This is a genomic window from Phocaeicola salanitronis DSM 18170 (assembly GCF_000190575.1).
Taxonomy (GTDB): domain Bacteria; phylum Bacteroidota; class Bacteroidia; order Bacteroidales; family Bacteroidaceae; genus Phocaeicola; species Phocaeicola salanitronis.
On sequence record NC_015164.1, the window covers coordinates 2,439,541 to 2,463,924 of the forward strand.

Here is a 24,384-nt window from a genome sequence, read left to right on the forward strand (position 1 = left end):
CGTTTTTTTAGATGGTTAAGTCGTTCTCTTCTTTCATTTTCAAGCCGATAGCAAATATCTCGGCGAATAGCAACGCTGTAAAGCCGATAAGCAATGTCGGGTCTGAAAACTGGAAAGCAATGGAAAAGTCACAATCCTTCAAGCTTATCGCTTGAGAGACCAAATGATTGTTGATGGCGAACGTCACCAACGAGCAACAGAAGCTGAGGATAAGCGAAAAGCCTAACCGGCGCAGACGTTTCACGTTCGCCCAATCGAAAATGATGTTGCGGTGGATGTTCCGAATCATTTTGACGAATTGGACTATGGCATAAATACAACATATCATTACCATCCAGTCCAGCAATGAAAGGAATATGGAATCGGTAGCATCCGCTTTCTCGTTCGGAACTCCTATCATGCTGATAAAGGGAAGAATAGACACGGTGGAACCGTCTTTCTCATTGATAGCCGTAGCGGTTTCGTTGGTGATGACATCGGTCGGCATCGTGCCAATCATCTTGTAAGTCACGTCAAGCTTTTCCACTCCCGCCGCTCCTTGTTCGTAAGCGTCAATCCCTGCCTTGAAACCGTAATAGAATGTGCTGAACAAGAAGGACATGGAGACAAGAACGGCGAGCACAATTCCCAAGCAGATGAGGTTTAGTCTTTTTTTCATAAGGCGTAATAATTTGCAATGTGTAATTTAGATGGTTAAATCCTGTTCTTCCTTAATCTTTACCGCTACGGCATAGACCTCTGCCAGTAAGACGATGACAAAGAAGGAACTGAAATCGTAAACGGTATGTTCGATGCCGATGACCTGATAGCCCGGAATACGGAGCTGGCTTACCGCATCGCGCTCCAACAACCATTCGAAGAACATCAATCCCAGGTAAATTCCGGCATTGACGTAGGCGAACCAGCGTATCCAGTATACGTTGCGACGAGAAAAAATATCACGTTTCGCCACACGTATCAACAAGCGGATCAGGCAATAAATGGAATAGATGCCGATAAGGGCAACAAAGAAAGAACCGAAGGTAAGGGCTATCGCAATGAACCAGCTGGGGCGCACCTCGCATTTTACTTCGGCAATACTATAGGGCACGGTCTTTGTCCCATCCGCAAGTTGCAAGGTGGCTTCCCCCTCCATTCCTTCGGGAATGACTTTGGCTTTTACGGGAAGAAGGAAAGAATGGACATAACTTGCACCGCTTTCCGCTTGTTGTGCTCCGGTTTCACGTCCGGCATTAAAGCTTTCTATTGCATCTCCGCCAGACATCTGTAAAACGAACTCCGCGCAAAGGGCGATAATGGTGATGATTCCTAAAAGGCTGATGTATTTCATAAGATATACTATTTAATGCTGTTCAAATTCCCGTTATAGCCTATTTACATGCCTCCGCAAACGAATATAGCTGCGTTTGCCATTGAATATATCTTCTATGGGAGTTTCAGTAGTACTGAAACTGCCGATGAAGTATATATTACTTTTCAAGGCAAGCAAACAGGCCGAACGGAAGTGTTTATTTATATGGTTAAATCGTTCTCTTCTTTGATGCGTACCGCTTGGGCGAAAATCTCGGTCAAGAGGGCAATCACCAACATGAAAGTCCACGAATATTTCAAGTGGAAATCATCGAACACATACCCGGAAGATACCAGCTCGCTGGTGGCAATCCGGTAAAGGATATAGTTCTGAAGTTCGTACAAGGCAGAGAATGCCATTATCGGATAAATGAAGAAACGCAGGCGGCGTATGTTCTTCTGAATCAATATTTCTCCCCGGCTTACCGATATCAACAAGCGTATCAGGCAATAAACTCCATAAAAGACGAGCAATATAACAGGTAGAATCACAAAGCCCATGGCATGCACCCATGAATTATGCTTCACGTAGGTGTTCACCCCATTTACTTCGCAGGGCACATTGGCTTGCATAGCCCGGTTGAACAGGCTATCGGGAACCCCGTCTTTATATCCTTCTACCGATAAAGACACCGAATTAAAGTCGGCAGGCAGAACCAGTTGGGAATCGGCTTCGGCATCATTCCACCCGTCTATAAATCCGGGAATGGCATCTTTAAGGGCACCTCCTATCAGCGCCAATATCACGATAATTCCTAAAATGCGTACGGTTTTCATAAGCGTGATGAATTAGGCTTGTTCTTTACTTTCTGATGCAATCACTTCTTCTGCCGGAGCGGGTGTTTCTTTCCATGCTATCTGATTCGGAATCAGGCGGGTCTTGATGTACCAGATGCTCCATACGGTCAATGCTACACCCACGAGGGCAAGACTGATGGCACCGGTCGTGCCCAAGGCTTCGGTCATGGTTTCGTCTTTCCCTCCCGAAAGGTGGAAGAGCAATACCGAGGTGCCGTTATTGATAAAGTGCATCAGTATACAGGGCAACAGGCTTCCGGTGCGGTAATATACCCAGCCCAGTACCAATCCCAGGATGGAAGCGAAAAACATTTGCACGGGATTGCCATGTACGATGCCGAAGATGAGGACAGATACCAAAATCGCCCATTGGGGATTCTTCCATTTGCGCAAGAGATGTCCTTGCATTCCTCCGCGGAACAAAAGTTCTTCCACAATGGGAGCCATTACGACGATGGAGATGATGCCTAACGGGTTGTTCATCGCTTTGGCAAAAAGTTCCTCCATCGTATTGGGCAGTTCGGTCAATTCGGTCAAATAATTTGTCCAAAACCCCATGCCTACACTAAGTATAACGGAAGCAAGCAGCACCTTAGCCGTGTTCGGAAAATCAAAACTTAAATCTTTGCGGGTCACATACTTCCATGCCAACAGATGAATACCTAAAGCTAATGTAGCAAGCAGCTGCACCCACATTAAGAGGTTAAAGTAAACAGGACCACTTTGCGGCATATCGGAAGTATGATTAACAAATCCATAGACCCCGAACACAACGCCCATAAAAACCAAGTTGTATAAGAAATAATAAATAACCAGTTTAATAACGCGTCCCATAATTGTATCTCCTTATATGATAATAGGTAAATGAATCAAGTGGATTATCTCTGAATGTCGGTCAACAACATACCGTTTTCGGCTTGCTGGTAATAGATGCTGGTCTGGATGTTTTGCGTAAACGCGCCCGAAGCCTTGTCGTATTCGGCATAATCAATCAGGTAGATGCCGTCGCCCGGAAGATAATTCAGCAGGTAAGCGGGTTGCCACGAACGGTTACCGGCATTCCAGCGGTAAGCCTTCTTTTCCGCCAGGTTCCCGTTGGCATCGTATTGGTATTCGTATTTCAGCTTCGGCGTAATCGAGATGCCATCGGCATTCAGCGTAGAAACGGTCATTGTGTTTCCGTCTTGTCCATAAACAAAGGTGTTCTGTGCACCGGCTTCGGTAGCGGTTGTAAAACTCATCATAGCGGTAGCAAAGATAGCGGCAATGGCTTTGGTAACAAATGTCTTTTTCATAATCGTATGTCTTTAATGTTTTTATTAATCTTGTTTGATTCTCTATTCGATAATTATTTATCGTTTATCGATATGCAAATGTACGCATTATTTTTATACTACCAAAGATTTTCGAGAAAAATTTATCGAAAAACGATAATTTTTTAATGAAATGCGGTTATAACACCTTCTGTAGGGGATAACAAGGCTTGTTTTTTATTCCGAAAGGCATAAGTGGAACAGGACTTTCGGTTGTTCTTTATATATAGCGGCATAGCCAAACGTTAAAAACGCGGCTGCCCGTGTAGGCTGACGTAAGCGGTTACGTTGGTCTACACGGGCGGTTGCGGAAGGCAATGCGGGCGGTCACGCAAGGAGATAAATCAATAGGCATCTTGCGGGCTTCCGCATGGGCTGTGCCATATTATATAATAAGGAGTAATCTTTACCTAAAAAACATATCATCCTATGAAACGACTAAGCATGATTTGCCTGTTCCTGCTCGTCTGGGCTGGAACAATGTTTGCACAGACACTGAAATCGCCGGACGGAAACCTGACCCTGCAGTTCCGCCTTTCGGCTGAAGGTACACCGGTCTATTCCTTGCAATACAAAGGAAAAGATGTCATCAAGGAGAGCAAGTTGGGATTCAGCGTGCGTCCCGATTATCAATTCGACCGCAACTTTACGGTGACCGACACACAAACTTCGGAAAGCAACACTACCTGGAAGCCCGTATGGGGACAATACAGTGAAATCCGCGACCACCATAACGAATTGTTCATCGCCATGAAGCAAAATGGGACGGGCTGGCTGCTGAACCTCCGTTTCCGTCTGTTCAATGACGGGCTGGGATTCCGCTATGAGTTCCCGGTGCAGAAAGAACTGCGCCATTTTACGGTGAACGAAGAAGAGACCGAATTCCGCCTGACCGGCGACCATAAGGCGTTCTGGCTTCCGGGCGACTATGATACGAACGAATATCCCACTACGACTTCGAAACTCTCGGAAGTGGCAAGCCTGATTGACAGCGTGCGCCAGGAACCGCTCGCCATCCGTTCGGCTACCCCGAACCTTGCCGTACAATCGCCGTTGATGCTGAAATCGGCTGAAGGATTATACATCAATATCCACGAAGCCGCACTGGTGAACTATCCTGCCATGCAGCTGAATCTGGATGACAAAGGCTTCGTACTCAGCACGCATCTTACGCCCGACCGCAATGGCACGAAAGCCTACGTGCAGACCGGAAGCGTTACGCCGTGGCGTACCATTGTAGTAAGCGATGATGCCCGCGACATCTTGGCTTCCAACCTTATCTTAAACCTGAACGAACCTTGCAAGCTGGCGGATACCTCGTGGATTCATCCCACGAAATATGTCGGCGTATGGTGGGAATACTTTACGGGACAAGGCTCCACGTGGGCATATACCGACACGCAGGACATCGTTATCGGCAAGACCGATTATACGAAGCTGAAACCGAACGGACACCACGGAGCCAACACGGCACACGTAAAAGAATACATCGACTTTGCAGCGAAACACGGGTTTGACGCCGTATTGGTAGAAGGCTGGAACGAAGGCTGGGAAGACAACTATGCTTACAGCAAGGAATTCATTTACGATTTCGACAAGCCCTACCCCGATTTCGATGTAGCCGAACTGCAACGCTATGCCCAGGAGAAAGGCGTGAAAATCATCATGCACCACGAAACCACCTCATCGGTAGCCGACTACGAACGCCAAATGCACGACGCCTTCCGCTTTATGAACAAATACGGATACGATGCCGTAAAGACGGGCTACGTAGGTGGCATCATCCCGCGCAGCGAACATCACGACGGACAATGGATGGTAAACCATTATCTCCGCGTAGCGAAAACGGCTGCACAATATAAGATTATGGTCAACTCGCACGAAGCCGTCCGCCCCACAGGTTTATGCCGTACATATCCCAACTGGATTGCGCAGGAGTCGGCACGCGGCACCGAGTTTGAATCCTTCAAAGGAAACCGCCCCGACCATACCACTATCCTGCCCTTTACCCGCCTGATGGGCGGCCCGATGGACTACACGCCCGGCATCTTCGAAGGCGACCTCTCGCAATACGGCTCGAACCAAGCGAAGCTGAGCACCACACTGGTAAAACAGCTTGCCCTCTACGTCACGATGTATAGCCCGCTCCAGATGGCAGCCGACCTGTACCAAAGCTACGAGAAACACCTTGATGCCTTCCAGTTCATCAAAGACGTGGCGGTAGACTGGGACAATACCTACATCCTGGAAGCCGAACCGGGCGACTACATCACCATAGCCCGCAAGGCGAAAGGCAAGAACGAATGGTACATCGGCGGCATCACTGACGAGAATGCGCGCGAAGCCGTTATCGACCTCAGCTTCCTGCCCGAAGGCAAGAAATACGAAGCCACCATTTATGCCGACGGCAAAAAGGCAGACTGGCGCACCAATCCGCAAGACTACGTCATCTCTACCAAGAAAGTCTCCAGCAAGACCATGCTGAAGCAACGCCTCGCGCCCAGCGGCGGTGTGGCTATCAGCATTAAGGAGCTGGAATAATAGGTTTTGTTGAAACGCAGATTAGCGCAGATTTACGCGGATTATTATTTTATCCGCGTAAATCTGCGCTAATCTGCGTTTCAAACTTTCAACCCAACAGCCGGATAATCGTTTCTTTGTCTTGTTGCAGCTGGTCAACTAAAGCACCGATGCATTCGAACTTCTGTTCGTCTTCTTTCTGGGGCAGGCAGGAGAAGTAACCAACACGCTCCGTAACCCTTGCCTGTCTCTTGGAAACACTGTTATGAACTCACGTAAGTTTTTTTCTGGTTAGGATATAGAAGCAGCTTGTGCTGAAAAAATTCCTAAAAATAGGAATGCGGGCTATGTATTTGCTTAGCTTGCGTGGAGATAATCCAAATTTTATTTTGTAGTGAGGATTGATAAACCATAGTTCCCTGTTTTGGATGCTTAGGGATGTTTTTTTGACTAAGTTCTCAAACGATTCTATTGTTACGCGTGTATATTTGATGGAAAGTAATTCTGCCACGCAGCCATCGCTTTCCCTGAAAGCCCTTAACAATAACCGGTAGATTGTAGCAGGTAGCAAATGAATGAAAGGCAAGTGGGACAAGATTTTGCTTCTGCAAATCTGTTGATGCCCTCCGAACGGCATTTGCCATGCTGGGAATGACATAAAAACAATGCCTTGAGGTTTCAGGTATTTATTCAGATGAACTAAAAACAGTTCTTTATTGGCAATATGTTCCAATACATCATGGCAAATGATGATGTCGAAATCCTGTTTCAATTCATTTAACAGGAAAATGTCTTGTGCGATAAACACTCCTTTTGCATGAGCAGCCTTGAAGAATGCCATGGCATCTTTAATCCGGCTCTCCGCGATGTCGACCCCAGTGGTATTACATCCCATTTCAGAGAAAGGGAGCAAATTTCCGCCTTCACCACAACCAATCTCCAATACCTTCATTCCTGCTTCTACCGGATGCCACTTCCGGATATAGGGAATAAAATAGTTCTTACTCGTAATGGAAAGCTCTTTGAAATAAACAGTCCTGTCTTTGTGACGCTTTTGCATACTGATGATTATTTGAGTTATTCTCCATGGATATGATAAGCCCTTGGGTAAAAGACTGCATGAAAGCCATCACTTTTTTACCAAGAAAAGCGGATGCCTATAGGCAGCGTCACGTTTAATGGTTTTTCCGTTCGGATTGTTTCAATGTTATCTCCATTGTTGAAGTAATAGTGTAAATTGGGTTCCGCATAGATGCCAATGTTAGGAGCAAGTTGGTATTGGATGCCGATGCCAAAACTTGTTGACCATTGCAAAGACGGATATAAATTGTTCTTTTGGCGAAGGATGAGTTGCCCGTTCTCCCAAACGGATTTTTCGAAAGTGGATTCCACAGGTATGTCCAAGGTGATTCCTGCCGAGGTATAAATGGAAAAGCTCTTTTGCTTCCATATATTCAATGTTCCTTTAAGCGGTATTCCGATGTAGTTGATTTTCTGAATGCCTTCCATGCGGTTGTCACCAATTATGGTAAAATCAGAGCGCAAATGCGTGTATTGGAGACCGATTTCTCCGCCCCAACGCTCATTTATGTTTTTATGCAGTGTAAGGGAGAATGTGACAGGCATCCGGTGATGTGATTTCTTCAGTTCTTCTTTGGGTTCTCCTGATATGATGTCATCGGAAGGAATGAATCTCTTGTGGGCATCTGTATGTTTTTCTCCTCCCGAATAAGACAAGCTTAAAGTCCAGTTCTTTTTACTGTTAGAGACGTATGAGGGCATCATACCATAAGGAGTGTTTTTATCGCTTATGGCATATTGGTTGTCCGTTGTTTTTCGTTCAGGCAATGATGTACTGTCTTTTTTCTCGGTAGGATTGTCTTGTGAAACCATTTCTTGTTTCGTTTCGATAGTTTCTTGGGGTTCAGCATGTGCGTGCCGGGGATTGGACGCATAGATGTTTGAATCTGATAATAAAATAGTTTCGACCTGCTGTTCCTTTTGTGGCTTATCCGTTGATGTGAGCTTCGGTTTTGATTGTTTTTTAGGCGTGTACAAAAAGATGTATAAAGATATGATAGAAGATAATGCAAGCAGCCCTGCCACGATGCGGTATTGGATCAGCAGTTTACGCAACATGTCCTTTGCCCTTGACAGTTGTGAGGAAGAAGAATGAGGGGCTATTTTCAATAATCGGGCTATTTCTTTGTGGGAAAGCCCTTCCAATACCGCTAACTTAAAGATGTGGCGATAGCCTTTGGGCAATCTTTCTATTATCTCAAGTATAGTGTTATAAGTGGGGATCTCATTTGCGTCATAAGATAGTGCCAGGGGTTCTTCATCTTCTTTTATATCATCTAAAGGCTTTGTGACGACGGAACGGCATTGCTCCAAATATTTCAGTGAGATATTCTTCATGATTTTCCCCATCCAGCTTTCCAATTTATCGGGAGAACGCAAGTCACTGATAGATGTGAAGATTATGATAAAACCATCGTGCAGGAGATCGTTTACAATCTCTTTGTCAGCAACATATTGGCAGCAAATCTTTCTCATTTTATGCACGTAAGTAGTATAGAGCAGACTTAAAGCCTGCTCATCCCTTTGCTTGCATAATTCTATTAGTTCTTCGTTGCTCATATCATGTTTCAGTCCATTTATATATGATAAGGCATGACATGAAAGACTGCACGGACATTCGCCTTTTAACTTATATTAGGTAAGTAACTATTCATAATTAGCTTATATGATAAAATTCACCACAGGGGTCACAGAATAGCACAGAGAGAATTTTTTAAAAGACTCTGTGATACTCTGCGTCCTCTGTGGTAAATAAAGAATAATCTGCGGAAATCTGCGCTAATCTGCATTTCAAACTTTCAACTCAACAGCCGGATAATCGTTGCTTTGTCTTGTTGCAACTGGGCAATCAGCGCCTCGATGCCCTCGAACTTCTGTTCCTCACGGATGTATTGCATGAACTCTACCCGAAGAGCGTGCTGGTACAGGTTGCCTTCGAAGCCGATGAGGTGCACCTCGATACTCCGCTCGGTGCCGTTGCCTATCGTGGGGCGGCTGCCGATGTTCAGCATGCCGGCGTAGCGTTTCCCCTCCACATACGCGTAAACGGCATAGACCCCTTCTTTCGGTACCAGCTTGTCGGGGCAGGACGGTTGGAGGTTGGCGGTAGGGAAGCCCAGTTTGCGCCCCACCTGATAGCCGCTTACCACCTGCCCGTCCAGGTAATAACGATAGCCCAAATAGCGGTTGGCACGCGCCACATCGCCTTCTTTCAATAGGTTGCGGATGAGGCTGGAGCTGATAGACAAGCCGTCTTCTTCCAACGCTTGGGCATGGATTACCTCCATACCCAACTCTTTCCCATAGCAGCAATAGTCCTCAAAGCCTTCGCTCCGGTTGTGCCCGAAGCGGTGATCGTAACCGATAACCAGTGCCTGCACGTTGAAACGGGTGTGCAGCAGCTCCATGAACCGCCGTGCCGAGAGCAGCGACAGTTCGTGCGTAAACGGCAAAAGGATGCAATAGTCTGCATCCTCTTGCTGTAACAATTCTTTTTTCTGAGGGAGGCAAGTGAGCCATTGCGGGCAGTAACCGCTCTGCATCACCTGCCGGGGATGGACAGGGAAAGTAACCAGCGCGCTGTGCAGTCCCCTTGCGAGGGCTTCGCGGCGCACCTGGTCTATCAGGTAGCGGTGTCCGCGATGCACGCCATCGAAGCACCCGATAGTGGCTGCGCAAGGCGGAAACGCAAATGGGCTTTCGGCACTGATTATTTCCATAAGTAGATGTTGAGAATTAGTTTATATAATGTGGTCGGCTCAGAAACGCAGATTAACGCAGATTTTCGCGGATTCTTTTAATTTACTATTTTTCGATTTACGAAGTACGATTTAAAGCTCAAATAGTAGATAGTAAATTGTCAAATCGTAAATTACAATAATCTGCGCTAATCCGCGAAAATCTGTGTTTCTGGTAATATCATTTAATTTTGCACACTTACTTATCAGTTTTTAGCCAGACGTTTGATGCCTCGCCAAATCTCGCCAATCCATAATACGAACGACGTGCCGCCGATGATATAAAGCCATTCTATGAGCGGAAGCGGTTCGGTGCGGAACACTTTGCCACCGAAGGTGACGATGATGAACTGTCCGACCAGGATAATCAACGCCACACTCAGCATACCCAATGCGTGGCTGGCGTCACGGAAGATGGAATGGTTGGTTCCGAATACGCTGGCATTAAACAGGTTCCAGAACTGAAGCATAACGAATACCGTGAAGAATACGGTAAGGTAGTGCACGTTCATTTCGCCGTTGGGAAGCAAACCTTCGGGTAATCCCTTGAAATAAGCCAACATACCCATCAGGATGACGAGGAATCCCAACCCTACGCCAAAGATGTTGTTGCGCATCGCCGGCGTGATGATGAAGTCGGTACGTTTACGAGGTTTCTCGTTCATCACGTCCATGCTGGGCGAAATAGATGCCAGTGCCATGGCGGCGAAGGTATCCATAATCAGGTTCACCCAAAGCATCTGCGTCACCGTAAGCGGAAGGGAAGTGCCGAAGAATGCGCCTAACAATACGCTCAACAAAGCTACTACATTAATGGTCAGCTGGAATACGATGAAACGCTGGATATTCTTATACAAGGAGCGTCCCCACATCACGGCGGTGGCAATGCTATGGAAGGAATCATCGAGCAAGGTGATGTCGCTCGCCTCTTTAGCCACCGATGTACCTGTACCCATCGAAAGTCCTACCTGTGCGTGGTTCAATGCCGGGGCATCGTTGGTCCCGTCGCCTGTTACAGCCACTACAGCACCTTTCTGCTGCAGGAGTTGCACCAATCGTTGCTTGTCCATCGGGCGGGCACGGCTCATCACTTTCAAGTCGAGCACACGGTCGAGAGCTTCTTCATCGCTCAAAGCAGCAAACTCCACGCCCGTAATGCGGTTGCGTTCGGTATCTTCGGGTTTCCACAAACCTATCTGACGGGCAATCTCGGTAGCTGTTCCCGGTGTATCGCCGGTCACAATCTTCACGCTGATGCCTGCCGACTGGCATTTCTTTACGGCATCAGGCACATCGGGACGAATCGGATCACTGATGGCAAAGATGCCCAAGAAGGTCAATCCGCCTTCGTTTACCAGTTCGGCACAATCGGTCGATGCATCCGTGGGCACTATCTTATAGGCAAGCCCCAAGGTACGCATTGCCTTGTTCTGATAAGCAAGCAGCTGCTCATTGTTGGCATCCACCTGTTCCTTGCTTACGTTGCATTTGCCCATCACGATTTCAGGTGCGCCTTTCACGTAAAGTATCCGCTTTTGCTGGATAGGCGAATCTACCAGCGTAGCCATATACTTGCGTTCGGTGGAGAACGTAAGTTGGTTCACTACTTTAGCACCTGCCCGCAGCGTTTCATAATTCTTACCCTTGCCGTTGAGCCAAAGCAGCAGTGCCACCTCAGTCGGATTTCCTACACCCGACGGCTTTTCACCTTCCGCTTTCTCTTCAAGGAAAGCGGTAGAGTTGGCTGCAATGCCTTCAGCTATCAGGTCGGGCTGGCTTTCATCCAGTTTTGCGTCATATACCTGCATCAGATTCTGTGTCAGTGTACCGGTTTTATCCGTACAAATTACGGTGATGGCACCCATTGTTTCGCAGGCATGCATCTTGCGCACCAGATTGTTGGTCTTCAGCATCCGGCGCATATTCAGAGCCAAGCTGAGGGTGACACTCATCGGCAAGCCTTCGGGCACAGCCACGACAATCAGAGTAACCGCCATCATGAAATACTTCAATACGATACGGGCTATGTCCAGCCATTGATGCCAGTCATTTACCGTATTCGCCTGTAGGTAAGCATACAGGTCTTTCGAAGTAAATATAATAAAGGTAAGGGCAGCAATGGTAAATCCAGCCTTCCCAATCAGGTTGGCAAGTTTAGACAACTGGATATTCAGCGGAGTCTGTTCCTGGCTTTGCTCGGTAGCCTGACGTGCCACTTTGCCAATCTCGGTTGCATCACCCACCCGTTCGACACGCATCATACCATGACCGTCGGTAATGGTAGTACCGCGCATCACACTATTCGAAGGATAAGTAGCCTCATCATCAAAATCGGCTTCCACCGTTGTCTTGTTCACCATCAACTCTCCGGTCAAGCTCGATTCATTCACCTGAAGCGATACGGCTTCCAGCAAGGTACCGTCGGCTGGCACTTCTTCGCCTGTATTCAGAATAACAATATCGCCTACCACGACATCTTTGCGGGGAATCTCGTGTACCTTCCCGTTTCGGATAACCGTAACAGGAGTTTCTTCGCCCACTGCATTCAGAAGGTCGAACTTCTTGTTCGCGTCATATTCGAAATAGAATCCGATGCCCGTAGCCAAGAAGATAGCGAAGAAAATACCAATGGTTTCGGCATATTCATTCTCAATAATGGAAATGATTAACGAAAAGACTGCCGCTACCAGCAACACCCGGATAACAGGGTCTTGAAATTTTTCTAAATAAAGTTTCCACATGGAAGGCCGCTTAGGGGGAGTAAGCAGGTTGACTCCGTATTTCTCGCGGCTGGAGAGAACTTCCTGATCGGTAAGTCCGGTCAAGTGGGGTTCATTTGCTTTTTGTGACATAATGCCTGTTTATTAGTTAATTTTAGTGCCGCAAAAATACAACATATATTGTAAGAACGGATAAAGATTAGTTTTTTTTTCGAAAAAATATGCTCAACTATTGCAAGTCTCACTATAAACCATTACCTTTGCGCTCAGTTTTTAAGGAATACTTTTTGTGTAGGACTTGTAGCTCAGTTGGTTAGAGCAACAGACTCATAATCTGGAGGTCCCAGGTTCAAGCCCTGGCTGGTCCACTCGAAAACAAAGCGTTAATTGCACGAAATCAAGCAGTTAACGCTTTTCTTTTTGTGTCCCTCTAAGAGTTATGGTAAGCTCAAACTAATAGAAAAGCATATCTTTTGCAGCATTTGTTTACCGCTTGTTTACCGCTAAACAAAAGGAGTAATATGCTGACAATCAATGCAGAAATCAAGAAAGACGGACAACGGTCTGATGGTACTTACAACGTAAAGTTAAGATTCACGCTTGACAGAAAGATGAGAAGGCTGGCAACAAGCCTGTTCGTTACAAGTAAGGACTTAACTAAAGAATTGAAAATCAAACAGACATCATCTATCAGGCAAGAAGTGGATAGCCTGATTCGCAGTTATCAGGAGAAGTGTGCCAAGCTACAAATTGAACTAAACCATTATACACTTGATGAAGTAATGGACTATTTGGACGGTGAACGTCAGAGGCAGCAAACCATTGACTTTATAAAGTTCAGTCGTGAGTGGATAGCCTCAGCTACTATTAAAGGCGCAGCCAATTACACTTCTGCCCTTAATGCGCTAATCCGCTTCATTGGTAAAGAAGAATTGGACGTGAATCTGATAACCCTTGACTTCTTAGAGAACTTCAAAGCGTTTTTGAATAAAGAGCGTGAAGCAAGAACAAATAAACTGATAGCACAAGGCAAACGTGTTCCCTCTAATCGTTCTTTGTCTCTCTATTTGGTGAGCATCAAAAAGCTATTCAATGAAGCCAAAAAGAAGTACAACAAGAAAGACAAGAATCTGATTCTGATACCCCACTCACCTTTTGAGGACTTTGCCATACCCAAACAAGAAGCCACACGCAAGAGAGCCATATCCACAGACATCATAAAGAAGATATGGAAGTTGCCTTATAAAGACATGAAGAAAGGCTATAAAGCCACTTGCCGCTATAATTTGGCAAAAGATTGCTTTATTCTCTCATTCTGTTTAATGGGAATCAATTCAGCAGACCTTTATAATGCCACAGAAATGAAGAATAACACTATCACCTATTATAGAACCAAAACGAAAGACCGCAGATTGGATAATGCGAAGATGGTAGTAGATGTTCCTCAAATAATTTTGCCTTTAATAGAAAAGTACAAGGACAAGACAGGTAAGCGGTTATTCAACTTCTATCAATACTATGCAGATGAAAAAGACTTCAACAAGGCTATCAACTATGGACTAAAAGAGATTGGTGCATTGCTAAATGTGGAAGATTTGGAATACTATGCTGCCCGGCATAGTTGGGCTACCATTGCCTTGAACAAAGTAGGCATTGATAAATATGTAGTTCATGCAGCTTTGAACCACATTGACGATTCTATGAAAGTGACCGATATTTATATAGAGCGTGATTTTGTGAATGAGAATAAAGCTAATGACAAGGTGGTGAGATATGTGTTTGGCAAATAGTTCTGAAAGAGTGACGCAAATCTATCTTGACAGCTTTGACAATGAGCAGATAGATGAAGCAATGAAATCTCTCTTTTAACGAAAATAATCCTGTTTATCAGAACGATAGGCAGGATTATTTTTTAATTTTGTAGAAAAACAGCATTTATGGAAATATCCGACTTTCTAAGAAAACGAGAACCACTCCCTACATTGCCTGGCGATTACAAGGAAAATGCAGAATGGGAGGAAGAAAGATTATTTAATGCTTGGATAAAGAAATATCCGGCAGAAAAATGTACCGACATAAAAGAACGGTTACAATATATCCGTAAATATGCTTTGCTCTATCCTGATTTTGATGGTGAAGAATGGTTCCCATCTCAAGCCGCCATAAACTATTATGAAATTAGACAGGAAAGGCTTGAATACTGCAAATTGTCAGAAGCAGATTTCTATTCACTGAAAGAAATACAGGAATCAATCAAGGAGTTAGGCATACAGCCAAAACCGACTTTTGAATTTATCGTTTATTTATGGGATATACTTAAAAGATGGTGGGAACATGGAGATGTTGAACTTGTAACAGAAAGGATAAAGCGTCTGTTCGGCTTGATTGAGAAACAGCCTGATGTACACCTGAAACTTGATGTAAGTGTGGGCAGGAAACATATAAAATTTGAAAATGATAGATTCATAAAGTCTTTGTTTGCTGTTTTCCTTAATTCAAATGTTGAGGGCTTAAACAGTGTGGAAACCGTCAAACCTGACAAACTTGAAATAGATTATATCTTGATAAAGACCCTGCTAGACAACCTCCCAATAAAATATACGAAAGAAAAGAAAGGTAAATACACAAAGGCGGAGAGGATTTTTTCTCTTAGCGTTCTTTGGCTGACAGGGGAAATTGCTCATGGAAAAAATGACTGCCCATTGGATACAGAAACTTTTAATAACGGGACATTTGACTTGTTGATGAGAAGATACAAGGATATGCCATTACCAGCAGTGTTTGCTTTACATTAGAGTAAGAAAAGCGTGTTTTTCTTACTTGTAATTGAACCTTGAAGCCGTAGTACCTTTGCACCTGAAATCAGACAGCAGACCACACGTTGTGGCTGACTTATCCCTGATTACACTAGAAATATGAAGAAAGAAAATTATTTTCAAGTCGAAGTTTCAGTAAATAACGAAACTCGTAAGGTGGCTTTCGCCAAGGGCATTAACCGTGAAGTGAATTTTGCAAACGTCAAAAAACTATTGGCTGAAATGGGTCTCAAAGGCTACCGCAAGGCAGAGATGGTACAGGTCTTTCGTGCTGAGGATGCTATTGCCAATGGGGACATTGTTCTTATTGACATCAATGGCAATGAAATCAACAAGGACAATGCGAATGGCTATTATCTCATTATTGACGGGCAACACCGTGTTTATGCCGCTTCTATGCTCAATCGTGAACGTGAGAAACAAGGTGAGCGTACATTTCAAGTTCCCGGCATACTCATAGAGCTTGCAGAAAATGAAACCATTGCGGAATATATCTCCGCCGTAAACATCACTAAAATGCCGTGGAAAACGGATGATTATATTCGTGGTGCAGCCAATGTAAAACAAGATGAGTTACTTGATAAATACAATGAGCTTATCAGGACAGACGATAACCCCAACGGCTATCCTCTAAGCACATTGAACATAATCTATTGTAACAATCCCAAAGCCATGAATAAGACAAGCCTGTCATTACTCTGTCAAGGCAAGAATGAGAAAGGCAGAGGCAAAGTGAAGAAGCCAATTATTCCAGCCCACAATATAGAGCGTGGAAACCGTTTTATCGCACTTTGTAAGGATAAAGGGTTCTCCGACAAAGACATTTCCAAACGATACTTGTCCGAAAAGTTTTCCGATTTATTCAATGAGGGTGGAGAAGATAAAGCCTTTGACATATTCAGCCGGATAACACCTAATGACTGTCAAGCCATGCACAATGACAAGGGCAATCTCATAGAAGAAAAAGTGATTGAACAATTCCGATTAATTGAAAGCAGAATAGCGTAACCTACAAATGGATATGGCTTTCAGAGAATCCCCTTATACGGGGATTCCTGAAGCTGTCGGTAACAAAAATTTGAACACATGATACTATATGAAAGGAAAGGGAATATGTACGAGTTTGTAACTCATACATGGAATCCGATAAAAGGTAAGTGTTACCACGATTGCAGTTATTGCTACATGAAGAAAATCAACCCTGATGCGCAGCCGGTTAGGCTTGTTGAAAATGAATTGCAAGGGGATTTTGGAATAAACAAATTTATATTTGTAGGTAGCAGTACTGATATGTTTGCACAGAATGTAAAAGACGAATGGATAAAAGAAGTTCTTGATTTTTGCCTTGTTAAGACCTCCCGACAAGCACAGCAAGAAAGGACACGTTTTATGTTTCAGACAAAGAATCCACAACGCTTGTTGCAATTCATCAGCCACCCGTTGTTTGATGTGGAAAGAAAGCAAGCCGTAATTTGCACCACATTGGAAACAAACCGTCATTATCCTGATATTATGAACAATGCCCCACTCCCACAAGACAGGGCGGAAGCCATGAATGCCATAGCAAAATTAGGCATTGAAACTTTTGTGACGGTAGAGCCTATCATGGATTTTGACTTAGGCGAATTTGTGTCACTTGTCAAAAGATGCAATCCTCTGCAAGTCAATATTGGAATAAACACCAATGCAAATATAAAATTGCCCTGTCCTGCCATCGAAAAGCTGATTAATTTGATACTCTTGCTAACCATATTTACAAAGGTACATATCAAGAAGAATGCGAATAATGAAAACAATCTATGTAAATCGCTGATTCACAAACTAAAGAAGAATATATTCTTTGAACAACCTGTTCCTTAAAAAGTAAAGGGCATTCCGCATTACACGGTTTGCCCTCTATTTTTATACAAACTCATAGCCACTTTTCCGGCTACCGTCTGCCAACGGAATCTTTACAGGCTTTATCCTAATTCCAAACCGTTTTTCCAAATGGCTTGCAACTCCCTTTTGCCTGATTCCATATCTTGCATACACTTCTTCCATTTTCTGCTTTATCATATCAGTAAGCATTCTTGTTCCAACAGGAAAGATAGCCCTAAACTCCTTATAAAGATGATAAGTTGCCTGTTTGTTCATCATTTCATTTTTAAGATTCAGTTCCTTATAGCCAAGAGCTTTTATCCGTTCATAACCCAGCGAATCATAATACAGCTTCAAGTCTTCACTTTGACGTTCCATGACTTCATCAACCAATACGAACATACAGGCTTCTTTATTCTTACGATACTCGCAATAGCGTTTCATCCTGTCAGCAAACCCCTCTTTCCTAATGATACACTCCAATTGTTCCTCATAATCTGAATGCAACTCTTTTCCACTGACATTAAAACCGCTATCTTCCAACTGCTTCCTGACTTTGATACCATCCAAATAGTTCTCTTTCTGTACATCATAAGAAAAACACTCGTTCAAATAAGCCATGTCGTTTACAAAGAAACTGTTAGTTGCCTCATTATAGCATACATAATGCTCACTATACTTATTCAGTTTTTGACAAGTTTGAATATCTTTAATGGCAAAATCCCTGTTTGCACCCGTCAAACTGTTTTTAAGTCGGGCATATTCATAGGAATCTTGCAGCTTCTTTTCTAAATCTGCTTTATATGAATCATCCTTGCTTTCTCCCACATCCACATTATAAATGAAAGTGACAGTGTTCCTGAACGGATTACATTCCAGCCTTTGACGACCTGCTATTTGAGCCAACTCCGTAGCTATGTCAATGGAAGTGTAGGATTTCTTGTTGTCACTTATTACAAAGGTAGATGCACAAGTTGAATAGAAATCACACCCAGCAAAGGCTGTGGAAGTGCAAAACGTGAAATTCTTATGCTGTTCTCCTTTTAATGGAATCACACCTATTCCATAATCCAGCCCTAACTTCTTTACAAGCTGTTCATTTTCAAGAGTAGAAGCCACTACTATATTGACATCATCAGTCTGTAATCCTGTTTGCCTGATGATATTTATAATGTTGGTAACGCTATTCAAGAAGATAACACACTCTTTCGATTCAATCTTTTCATCATTTGCAAGGACGAACGGATAAATACCTTTCTGATAGTTCCTGACTATCTCAATGGCATTGTTTATCGGATTCTTCGATTGTACCCTTTTGACAAACCGTTGTTCTACATTACTCCATTCTAATACAGTGTAGGGCAAATCCTTAAACCAATCCATTTGCCTCATATACTTGTCTGCAATAGGGGTGGCAGACAGATAAGTGACATACGGAAACTCTTTTAATGTTTCCAATAAGGCTATTTCTGTTTCAGACTTGAATCCACTATCTATTAGAAGATATTGATATTCATCTACGACTACTCTCCAATCCGGCTTATCCTTTATAAGACCGTTCAATCGTGGAATGGAATCATACGTTGCCAATATCTTAGGCTTTGGGCTGTTTTTCAAATAATCTTCAATCTCTCCATTCCTCACATCACCATAGACAGCCAAAGTTCCTTTATGTTGCTGGCACTTGTTTTTAATCAGGTTGATTCTTGGAATGCAAATGATAGTCTTATGTTCATCTTCAATGGCAAGGGTGGTAGCTCCACACCCTGTTATCCCCTTATTTACAATACCTCTCGGCAGTTCAAAGCCTGCCCATTCATTCAAAAAGTTTACATTAGCTGGTACTTTTATTGTTTCGACCATACTACAAGATTTAGAAAATCAATATATCCGAATCTTAAAATCTGTGTCCGATATTCCATCGGTTTAATCTTTATTATTAAGGAGGTCAGGACAAAAAATCAGACAGTCCAAAAAATCTTGAAGTCAATCTATCTTTCTAAGGACATCAGGAAAGAAAATCAGACAGTACCCACAAAATAAAACCGAAACGCATTGTTTCCGGCTTTATTCCCATCTGCAAGAAATGGATATGTCGATTTTCTAATTAAAAGGGTCAGACAGTAATTTTTTCCTCTCTGAATCCTGATATAAGCAAATATATACACCTTTAAGGACACTTCCAAACGAAAATAGCTCCAACCATAAAAACAGCACCTTACATATTGTTTACGTCTATATTTCAACGATTTGGCTCACAATCATACAGGATGAGAAAGTAAAAGGACTTTTTTCGGCAAGAACTTATATTTATAGGGTGAAGTTGAAAAAAGTACCACTCATTATTGAAGCAATTACACCTTATGTACTGCCAACAAATTTTGCCTATTTCATTTTATACAATAAGTTTTGACTTTGAATCTTGTACATATAACACCACTCAATTTTAATTCACAATACCCACATTCCAACTTAAAAGGAATATATAACGCAAAACAGGTACTTGTGCCAATCAAAAAATACGGGAAGTGTTACATACAAGCGACTACACCCCAAAAAAAAATCCCCTCCCCATAAGTGGAATGGAAAAGTAAAACCTATCCGATAAGTACAGGAGAAAAATATAACCTATCCTACTATAAACCTCTATAACTATATGACAATGATAGTCATTGTCCTTGTAATCAATAACACTTAATCCCAATTAAATTATGGAAGCAACATTATCATTTGTACCAATGGTACGCAACAATCATTCTTCGTTTGCACAAGATGCAGAGTACGTTCCTTTTGAGGAAGTAAGCGAACAGCCATCCATCAGACCCAGCGTGAATTTCTTGGAAGCCAACACTTCTGAAATCTCCATTGAGGAACTGACTACTCAATGCGTAGTGCCTACATGGGCTAATCAGGAGTTGACAATCTCTCATCAGGACTTCATTCACACAGTGCATGAAGCAGCACAGACCATGTTTTCAGGTGAAACTATCTGTGAGCCTGCAATACGTGTGTCGCACATAGTACGTGGCAGGGTTCCGTCAGCACTTGGCAAGAAAGCAAGTGAACTTCTTGAATCTGAAAAGACACAGTTCTACCAAAGACTGGCTTTTGCTTTCACCATTCCCACTATTCATGAAAAAGTGAACGGTCAGAAGTTGGAGCTTTGCATTGGAGGTGTCCGTAACTATTCCGACTTGAACCTTTATAGGGCTAACAAAGGCTTGGAGAAGTTCTCTGTCTTTATCGGTTGGAGAGTAAACGTGTGCAGCAATCAGGTGCTTACAGGTGATGGAGTGAAACTCCAACTTGAAGTGATGAACCTGAATGACCTTTACAGAGCTGTTCTTGAACTATTCTATAACTTCAATCCTGCAAGGGAAATCCACCTGATGCAGACGCTTTCGCAGTCTTACCTGACAGAAACACAGTTTGCTCAAATTGTGGGGAGGATGAGATTATATCAGGCACTACCCAATGGCTATCAAAAGGCTGTTCCACGGTTGCTGATTACGGACAGTCAGATTAACAATGTCTGCCGTGATTACTTCACCAATCCAAATTTTGGAGCAAAAGGCAACACTATCTCCATGTTTGACTTCCACAACTTGCTGACAGAAGCCAATAAGAGCAGTTATATTGATACCTACCTGCAAAGGGCTGTGAATGCAACGGAAGTGGCGGTAGGCATCAACAACGCACTGCATGGAGATACGAAATACGCTTGGTTCTTGGGCTAAGTGCTTATTGATTCACTTCTGACAATCGGACATTTCTCATTATGGGGAGTGTCCGATTTTTATTCCTGATACTCTTATAAATATAGTAATAAACAATACAAAAATGGACATACAGAATACACGTGAATACAAGGCTGCAAAAGACTTGGAAAGAGCCTTGAATGATTATGGCTGGAATCCTGCGCTATTTGCAGAAAGTACAAGATATTTTCATCGTACATTGCAGCAGAATTTGGTAAAGACTGTTGTTGCCATAATAAGAATGGTGGGCAGTGAGAACTATGGGACAGACCTTAGAAACAGGGCTTCACATGAGCTTTGTAAAAGGATAGTGGAAAGTGGTGTGTTGGATGATGCACATCTGCCTTTCATCTAAAATGCTGTTATTTAGCAGAAATCAGCAAATATATTTCATTTAGATGCAGATATTCAACGCTTTTTCGTTAACTTTGTGGCTGACTTCCGAAAGGTTGTCAGACATAAGAGAACGAAGAGCGTTATTGAAACTCGCCCTTACAATCAAATTCTCGCAAAATTTGAATATGGAAAGAGGGAGGGTAGCAACAACGCTCACGCTACGGATATATACTATCCTGAAAGGGAGAACTATATACCTCGCAAGCGTGAGTGGCTGTTGCTTACTCATTTCCATAGGCAATGCGAGAAGCCCGATTGTTGAGTAAGCATAGATACAGTCCTCACGCTTTTCGCATTTAATAACTTTAGATGTTCCAACGGAGGATGAGGGACACGTTTTATACTTATGTACAAACCAACAGAAATGGAACTGACTATCTATGCCATGTCGGCAGAGATGAATGACAAGTACAACCAACCCAACACCTCAAAAAGTATTGCAGAAGAAGCAGAATTATGGGCAAGAGATTTTTCAATGCTTACAGAAGAACAGCTATGCGATAAGGCTGTAGAATTTACCCGTAAAAATGTACGTGAAATGAATTGGAGTGAAGATGATATAGATGGGGTTACATGGTTTTTGGGATGCTATGCCCATGTTATATTAAAAGCTGGCTTATCTCAAAGCTTTGCATCTATTATGATGACTTCTTTACGTAAATATTTTAATCTCATTTAATTTACTTTTTATGACACCTTGGAGTAAATTTAATCAGTGCATGGCTATAGCTGCCCGTTGCAGTCAGGTCTTTTGTAAGTTGTTTAAGATACAAGTCAGCAACAAGAGACTATTGTGGATAGATTTATATCCAATAAATGGGTTGCATAAGGACAACATACACATGGTTTGTGATAGAGATTCCAATAAACTTGAAGTTTATTTCAATCTCAACTCTATGAAATATCCTTTTACAAAGGACGACTTGGATAGTATTGCCTATAAATTGGGAATGGGTATTCTTAGCCAATATGTTATTATTGAAAGCGGAATTATTTTCATATTGGATGAATCTGTAAATTATCCATTTTATGAAAATACTTTTTCGTTTATGGACATAGACCAAAAGGAAAGGACTATAACAACAGATTTCCCCTTGTTGCATCATTTGCAAACAGAATTAGAAGTTGGGACATCCATCTATTTTGAAACTCATGAAATAATTCGTCCTAATTCAGCTATTGTGAAAAATGGGATTCCCATGTTTGACCCTCAGAAGCTCAGACAACACCAAGCATTTTTAATTGTAAATATTATAAAGAGTGGTGGTGCTATTGAAGTGAAATTAGATAATAACAACTTTATAGAAAACGCAACGAACATTTTTAACGGAATGTCTTTAATTTCATCATTGCCTTTTTATGGGAATGAAAAAGAAAGTAGTGAAAATGGGGCGGCTAAAATATATCTTTCAGCCTCAGTTGAAATGGGATTTATTAATATAGTACAAGTTCATCGTTTTGATAACACTTTATTGTCAAAACGAGAGATAGAAGAAGCTATACCCAAAATTCAAGATAGCTTAGGATTATCAGCATCATTTTGTGTTGATACATTTTGGGGAGTTCATTAAATGCTTAAATATAAATGCCAATAACTGACGACAAGAACATTGCACCATATTCTTATTCATGGTTTTATCATTGGTATTATGGCAAAATTACATCCTATATGGATGATGGTCTGCAAAAGGACTATTACAAAGAATGTGAATATGTTGCCTTATGGTTTAATCGTGTAAGAGGGAATAGCGTACTTCCCTTATTCTTTAAAGACAATACTGATTTTAATAATTGGGTTGAACATTATGGAGGATTCAAAATAATTCTTCGTTATCAATATTATAAAATCATTCATTATCCTATAGAGGCGGACAAGGAAACTATTATAGACATTATAATCAAAGCTTTGATGCAAATTTATAAGAACGGAGATATATCCAAATAATTGATGATATACAAGCTTCATATGTCACACTCCTTTTATAAATACGAATGTCCCGATTGTGGATATACCATAGATGGATTGTCAGAGGGTGGTAGGTTGTTCTCAGAATACAACTATATCCAACTTCAATGCCCTGCGTGTAAAAAGGTGGAGAGCATAAATGTCCCTTATGAAAAGGAACAAACCGGAGAATTTCCATTATCAGAATGTTGCAAAGTCAAGATGCAGAAATGGGATAAAAGTTGTCCCGTGTGTGGCAAGAAAATGATTCAGGCAGTCCTATGGGATGATTTTTGTTAAACAATTAAACAAAACACTTTTTATCAATTAAGATAGAAAATAATTCGCTAATTTTGAATCCTAAAAACTTGAATAAATATGATACCCAGAGAGTTTTATAAGGAATACATGCCACTTTATACCAAAGATTTTGATACGGAAATATACAGCACCATTCAACAATCTAATAGTTATAGAATAGATATTAGATTTGATGAAAAGTTCAACAACTATGTTTATTTCTTTAAAATATTTGGCGTGAGTGGGAAACTTTTAACCATGAATGGATGGACTTTAGTTAAAGCACGTTTCCAAAAGAATTGGTATGAGAATCTTAGTCCATACGTCACTATAAAAGATTCACAAGGAATAGTTCTTGATGACTACCAATTAGAAATGCCGTTTGCTAAAACAGAACCTAACATCGGTGGAGAAATAGAAAATAGGCTGAGAGAAATATTCCATTTTATGAAATATATATCAAAATTCCAAAGCCTTTATGATTTTGAAACAGTACATAAAACATCTCTTTCAAATATTGGTGATACAATACGCTTTTATTTAGAATGCTTGAAAATAAAAAACAGATTACCGCAAGAAGCGCAAACCTACATAATAGACATAGTAAAAACAAGATTTGAGAATTATCTCAATGAAGCAAATAAATAGGATACATTTATATGCAGACAGCATAGACGAGCCTGCAAACGGAGAAATTGAGAAATACATACGAGTAACAGATAGGTAGTACCTTTTTTGAAAGATACCCAATTTATAGGGAGTATCTGAAAAAAGTTATCTATCTTTACAT

The 24,384-nt window shown here is 42.2% G+C and carries 21 protein-coding genes and 1 tRNA gene; 12 read left to right on the top strand and 10 right to left on the bottom strand.

Translation table 11 applies throughout. The features are described from left to right. Positions 1-7: 7 nt before the first annotated feature. The 5 genes from BACSA_RS10610 to BACSA_RS10630 all read right to left on the bottom strand — a co-directional run bounded on the left by BACSA_RS10610 (position 8) and on the right by BACSA_RS10630 (position 3,443). Positions 8-658, bottom strand: coding sequence for a DUF2975 domain-containing protein (locus tag BACSA_RS10610; RefSeq protein WP_013618104.1), 651 nt, complete (start codon positions 656-658; stop codon positions 8-10). A 27-nt stretch (positions 659-685) separates the two neighbouring features. After that, positions 686-1,330 carry a DUF2975 domain-containing protein gene (locus BACSA_RS10615; protein WP_013618105.1) on the bottom strand — a complete coding sequence of 215 codons (645 nt, stop codon included), beginning with the start codon at positions 1,328-1,330 and terminating at the stop codon, positions 686-688. 182 nt (positions 1,331-1,512) lie between these two features. Then, a complete protein-coding gene (locus tag BACSA_RS10620) occupies positions 1,513-2,127 on the bottom strand; it encodes a DUF2975 domain-containing protein (RefSeq protein WP_013618106.1) in 615 nt (204 codons plus the stop codon). Positions 2,128-2,139: 12 nt separating this feature from the next. Continuing rightward, complete coding sequence (locus tag BACSA_RS10625) at positions 2,140-2,982, bottom strand: CPBP family intramembrane glutamic endopeptidase (RefSeq protein WP_013618107.1); 843 nt, start codon at positions 2,980-2,982, stop codon at positions 2,140-2,142. A gap of 44 nt (positions 2,983-3,026) precedes the next feature. Continuing rightward, positions 3,027-3,443, bottom strand: coding sequence for a DUF3836 domain-containing protein (locus tag BACSA_RS10630; RefSeq protein WP_013618108.1), 417 nt, complete (start codon positions 3,441-3,443; stop codon positions 3,027-3,029). Between the two features lie 447 nt (positions 3,444-3,890). Here BACSA_RS10630 and BACSA_RS10635 point away from each other — a divergent pair, with 447 nt between their 5' ends. Next, complete coding sequence (locus BACSA_RS10635; protein ID WP_013618109.1) at positions 3,891-6,002, top strand: glycoside hydrolase family 97 protein; 2,112 nt, start codon at positions 3,891-3,893, stop codon at positions 6,000-6,002. Between the two features lie 250 nt (positions 6,003-6,252). On the opposite strand, the gene BACSA_RS10640 is transcribed toward BACSA_RS10635, so the two are convergent. From BACSA_RS10640 to BACSA_RS10655, 4 genes are all read right to left on the bottom strand, one after another. Further along, positions 6,253-7,041: a class I SAM-dependent methyltransferase gene (locus BACSA_RS10640; protein ID WP_013618110.1), complete on the bottom strand. Its 789-nt coding sequence runs from the start codon at positions 7,039-7,041 to the stop codon at positions 6,253-6,255. Positions 7,042-7,118: 77 nt separating this feature from the next. Next, positions 7,119-8,621 (bottom strand): sigma-70 family RNA polymerase sigma factor, encoded by a 1,503-nt coding sequence (locus BACSA_RS10645; protein ID WP_013618111.1) that lies wholly within the window; start codon positions 8,619-8,621, stop codon positions 7,119-7,121. 239 nt (positions 8,622-8,860) lie between these two features. Then, complete coding sequence (gene ribF, locus BACSA_RS10650; RefSeq protein WP_013618112.1) at positions 8,861-9,781, bottom strand: riboflavin biosynthesis protein RibF; 921 nt, start codon at positions 9,779-9,781, stop codon at positions 8,861-8,863. Between the two features lie 224 nt (positions 9,782-10,005). Continuing rightward, positions 10,006-12,651, bottom strand: coding sequence for a calcium-translocating P-type ATPase, PMCA-type (locus BACSA_RS10655; RefSeq protein WP_013618113.1), 2,646 nt, complete (start codon positions 12,649-12,651; stop codon positions 10,006-10,008). A gap of 162 nt (positions 12,652-12,813) precedes the next feature. On the opposite strand from BACSA_RS10655, the gene BACSA_RS10660 reads away from it, so the two are divergent. The 5 genes from BACSA_RS10660 (at position 12,814) to BACSA_RS10680 (ending at position 17,195) form a co-directional block, all read left to right on the top strand. Further along, positions 12,814-12,887 (top strand) — tRNA-Ile (locus BACSA_RS10660). A gap of 153 nt (positions 12,888-13,040) precedes the next feature. After that, positions 13,041-14,309 carry a phage integrase SAM-like domain-containing protein gene (locus tag BACSA_RS10665; protein WP_013618114.1) on the top strand — a complete coding sequence of 423 codons (1,269 nt, stop codon included), beginning with the start codon at positions 13,041-13,043 and terminating at the stop codon, positions 14,307-14,309. A gap of 147 nt (positions 14,310-14,456) precedes the next feature. Then, the gene (locus tag BACSA_RS10670; RefSeq protein WP_013618115.1) at positions 14,457-15,314 is read left to right on the top strand and encodes a hypothetical protein; all 858 of its coding nucleotides are present in this window, start codon (positions 14,457-14,459) and stop codon (positions 15,312-15,314) included. 120 nt (positions 15,315-15,434) lie between these two features. Then, positions 15,435-16,343 (top strand): hypothetical protein, encoded by a 909-nt coding sequence (locus tag BACSA_RS10675; RefSeq protein ID WP_013618116.1) that lies wholly within the window; start codon positions 15,435-15,437, stop codon positions 16,341-16,343. Between the two features lie 78 nt (positions 16,344-16,421). After that, entirely contained in the window at positions 16,422-17,195 is a 774-nt protein-coding gene (locus BACSA_RS10680) for a hypothetical protein (protein WP_013618117.1), read from the top strand. 42 nt (positions 17,196-17,237) lie between these two features. On the opposite strand, the gene BACSA_RS10685 is transcribed toward BACSA_RS10680, so the two are convergent. Then, positions 17,238-19,058, bottom strand: coding sequence for a hypothetical protein (locus BACSA_RS10685; protein WP_013618118.1), 1,821 nt, complete (start codon positions 19,056-19,058; stop codon positions 17,238-17,240). Positions 19,059-19,906: 848 nt separating this feature from the next. Between BACSA_RS10685 and BACSA_RS10690 the strand changes: the two genes are divergently transcribed. The 6 genes from BACSA_RS10690 (at position 19,907) to BACSA_RS10720 (ending at position 24,242) form a co-directional block, all read left to right on the top strand. Beyond that, complete coding sequence (locus BACSA_RS10690; protein ID WP_013618119.1) at positions 19,907-20,932, top strand: DUF3871 family protein; 1,026 nt, start codon at positions 19,907-19,909, stop codon at positions 20,930-20,932. 103 nt (positions 20,933-21,035) lie between these two features. Beyond that, complete coding sequence (locus tag BACSA_RS10695; RefSeq protein WP_013618120.1) at positions 21,036-21,308, top strand: hypothetical protein; 273 nt, start codon at positions 21,036-21,038, stop codon at positions 21,306-21,308. 405 nt (positions 21,309-21,713) lie between these two features. Then, complete coding sequence (locus BACSA_RS10700; RefSeq protein ID WP_013618121.1) at positions 21,714-22,028, top strand: hypothetical protein; 315 nt, start codon at positions 21,714-21,716, stop codon at positions 22,026-22,028. 40 nt (positions 22,029-22,068) lie between these two features. Continuing rightward, positions 22,069-22,920, top strand: a complete 852-nt coding sequence (locus BACSA_RS10705; protein WP_013618122.1) for an exonuclease/endonuclease/phosphatase family protein — start codon at positions 22,069-22,071, stop codon at positions 22,918-22,920. A gap of 98 nt (positions 22,921-23,018) precedes the next feature. Continuing rightward, positions 23,019-23,294 carry a hypothetical protein gene (locus BACSA_RS10710; protein WP_052305985.1) on the top strand — a complete coding sequence of 92 codons (276 nt, stop codon included), beginning with the start codon at positions 23,019-23,021 and terminating at the stop codon, positions 23,292-23,294. Between the two features lie 378 nt (positions 23,295-23,672). Beyond that, positions 23,673-24,242, top strand: a complete 570-nt coding sequence (locus BACSA_RS10720; protein WP_013618125.1) for a hypothetical protein — start codon at positions 23,673-23,675, stop codon at positions 24,240-24,242. Positions 24,243-24,384 lie beyond the last annotated feature (142 nt).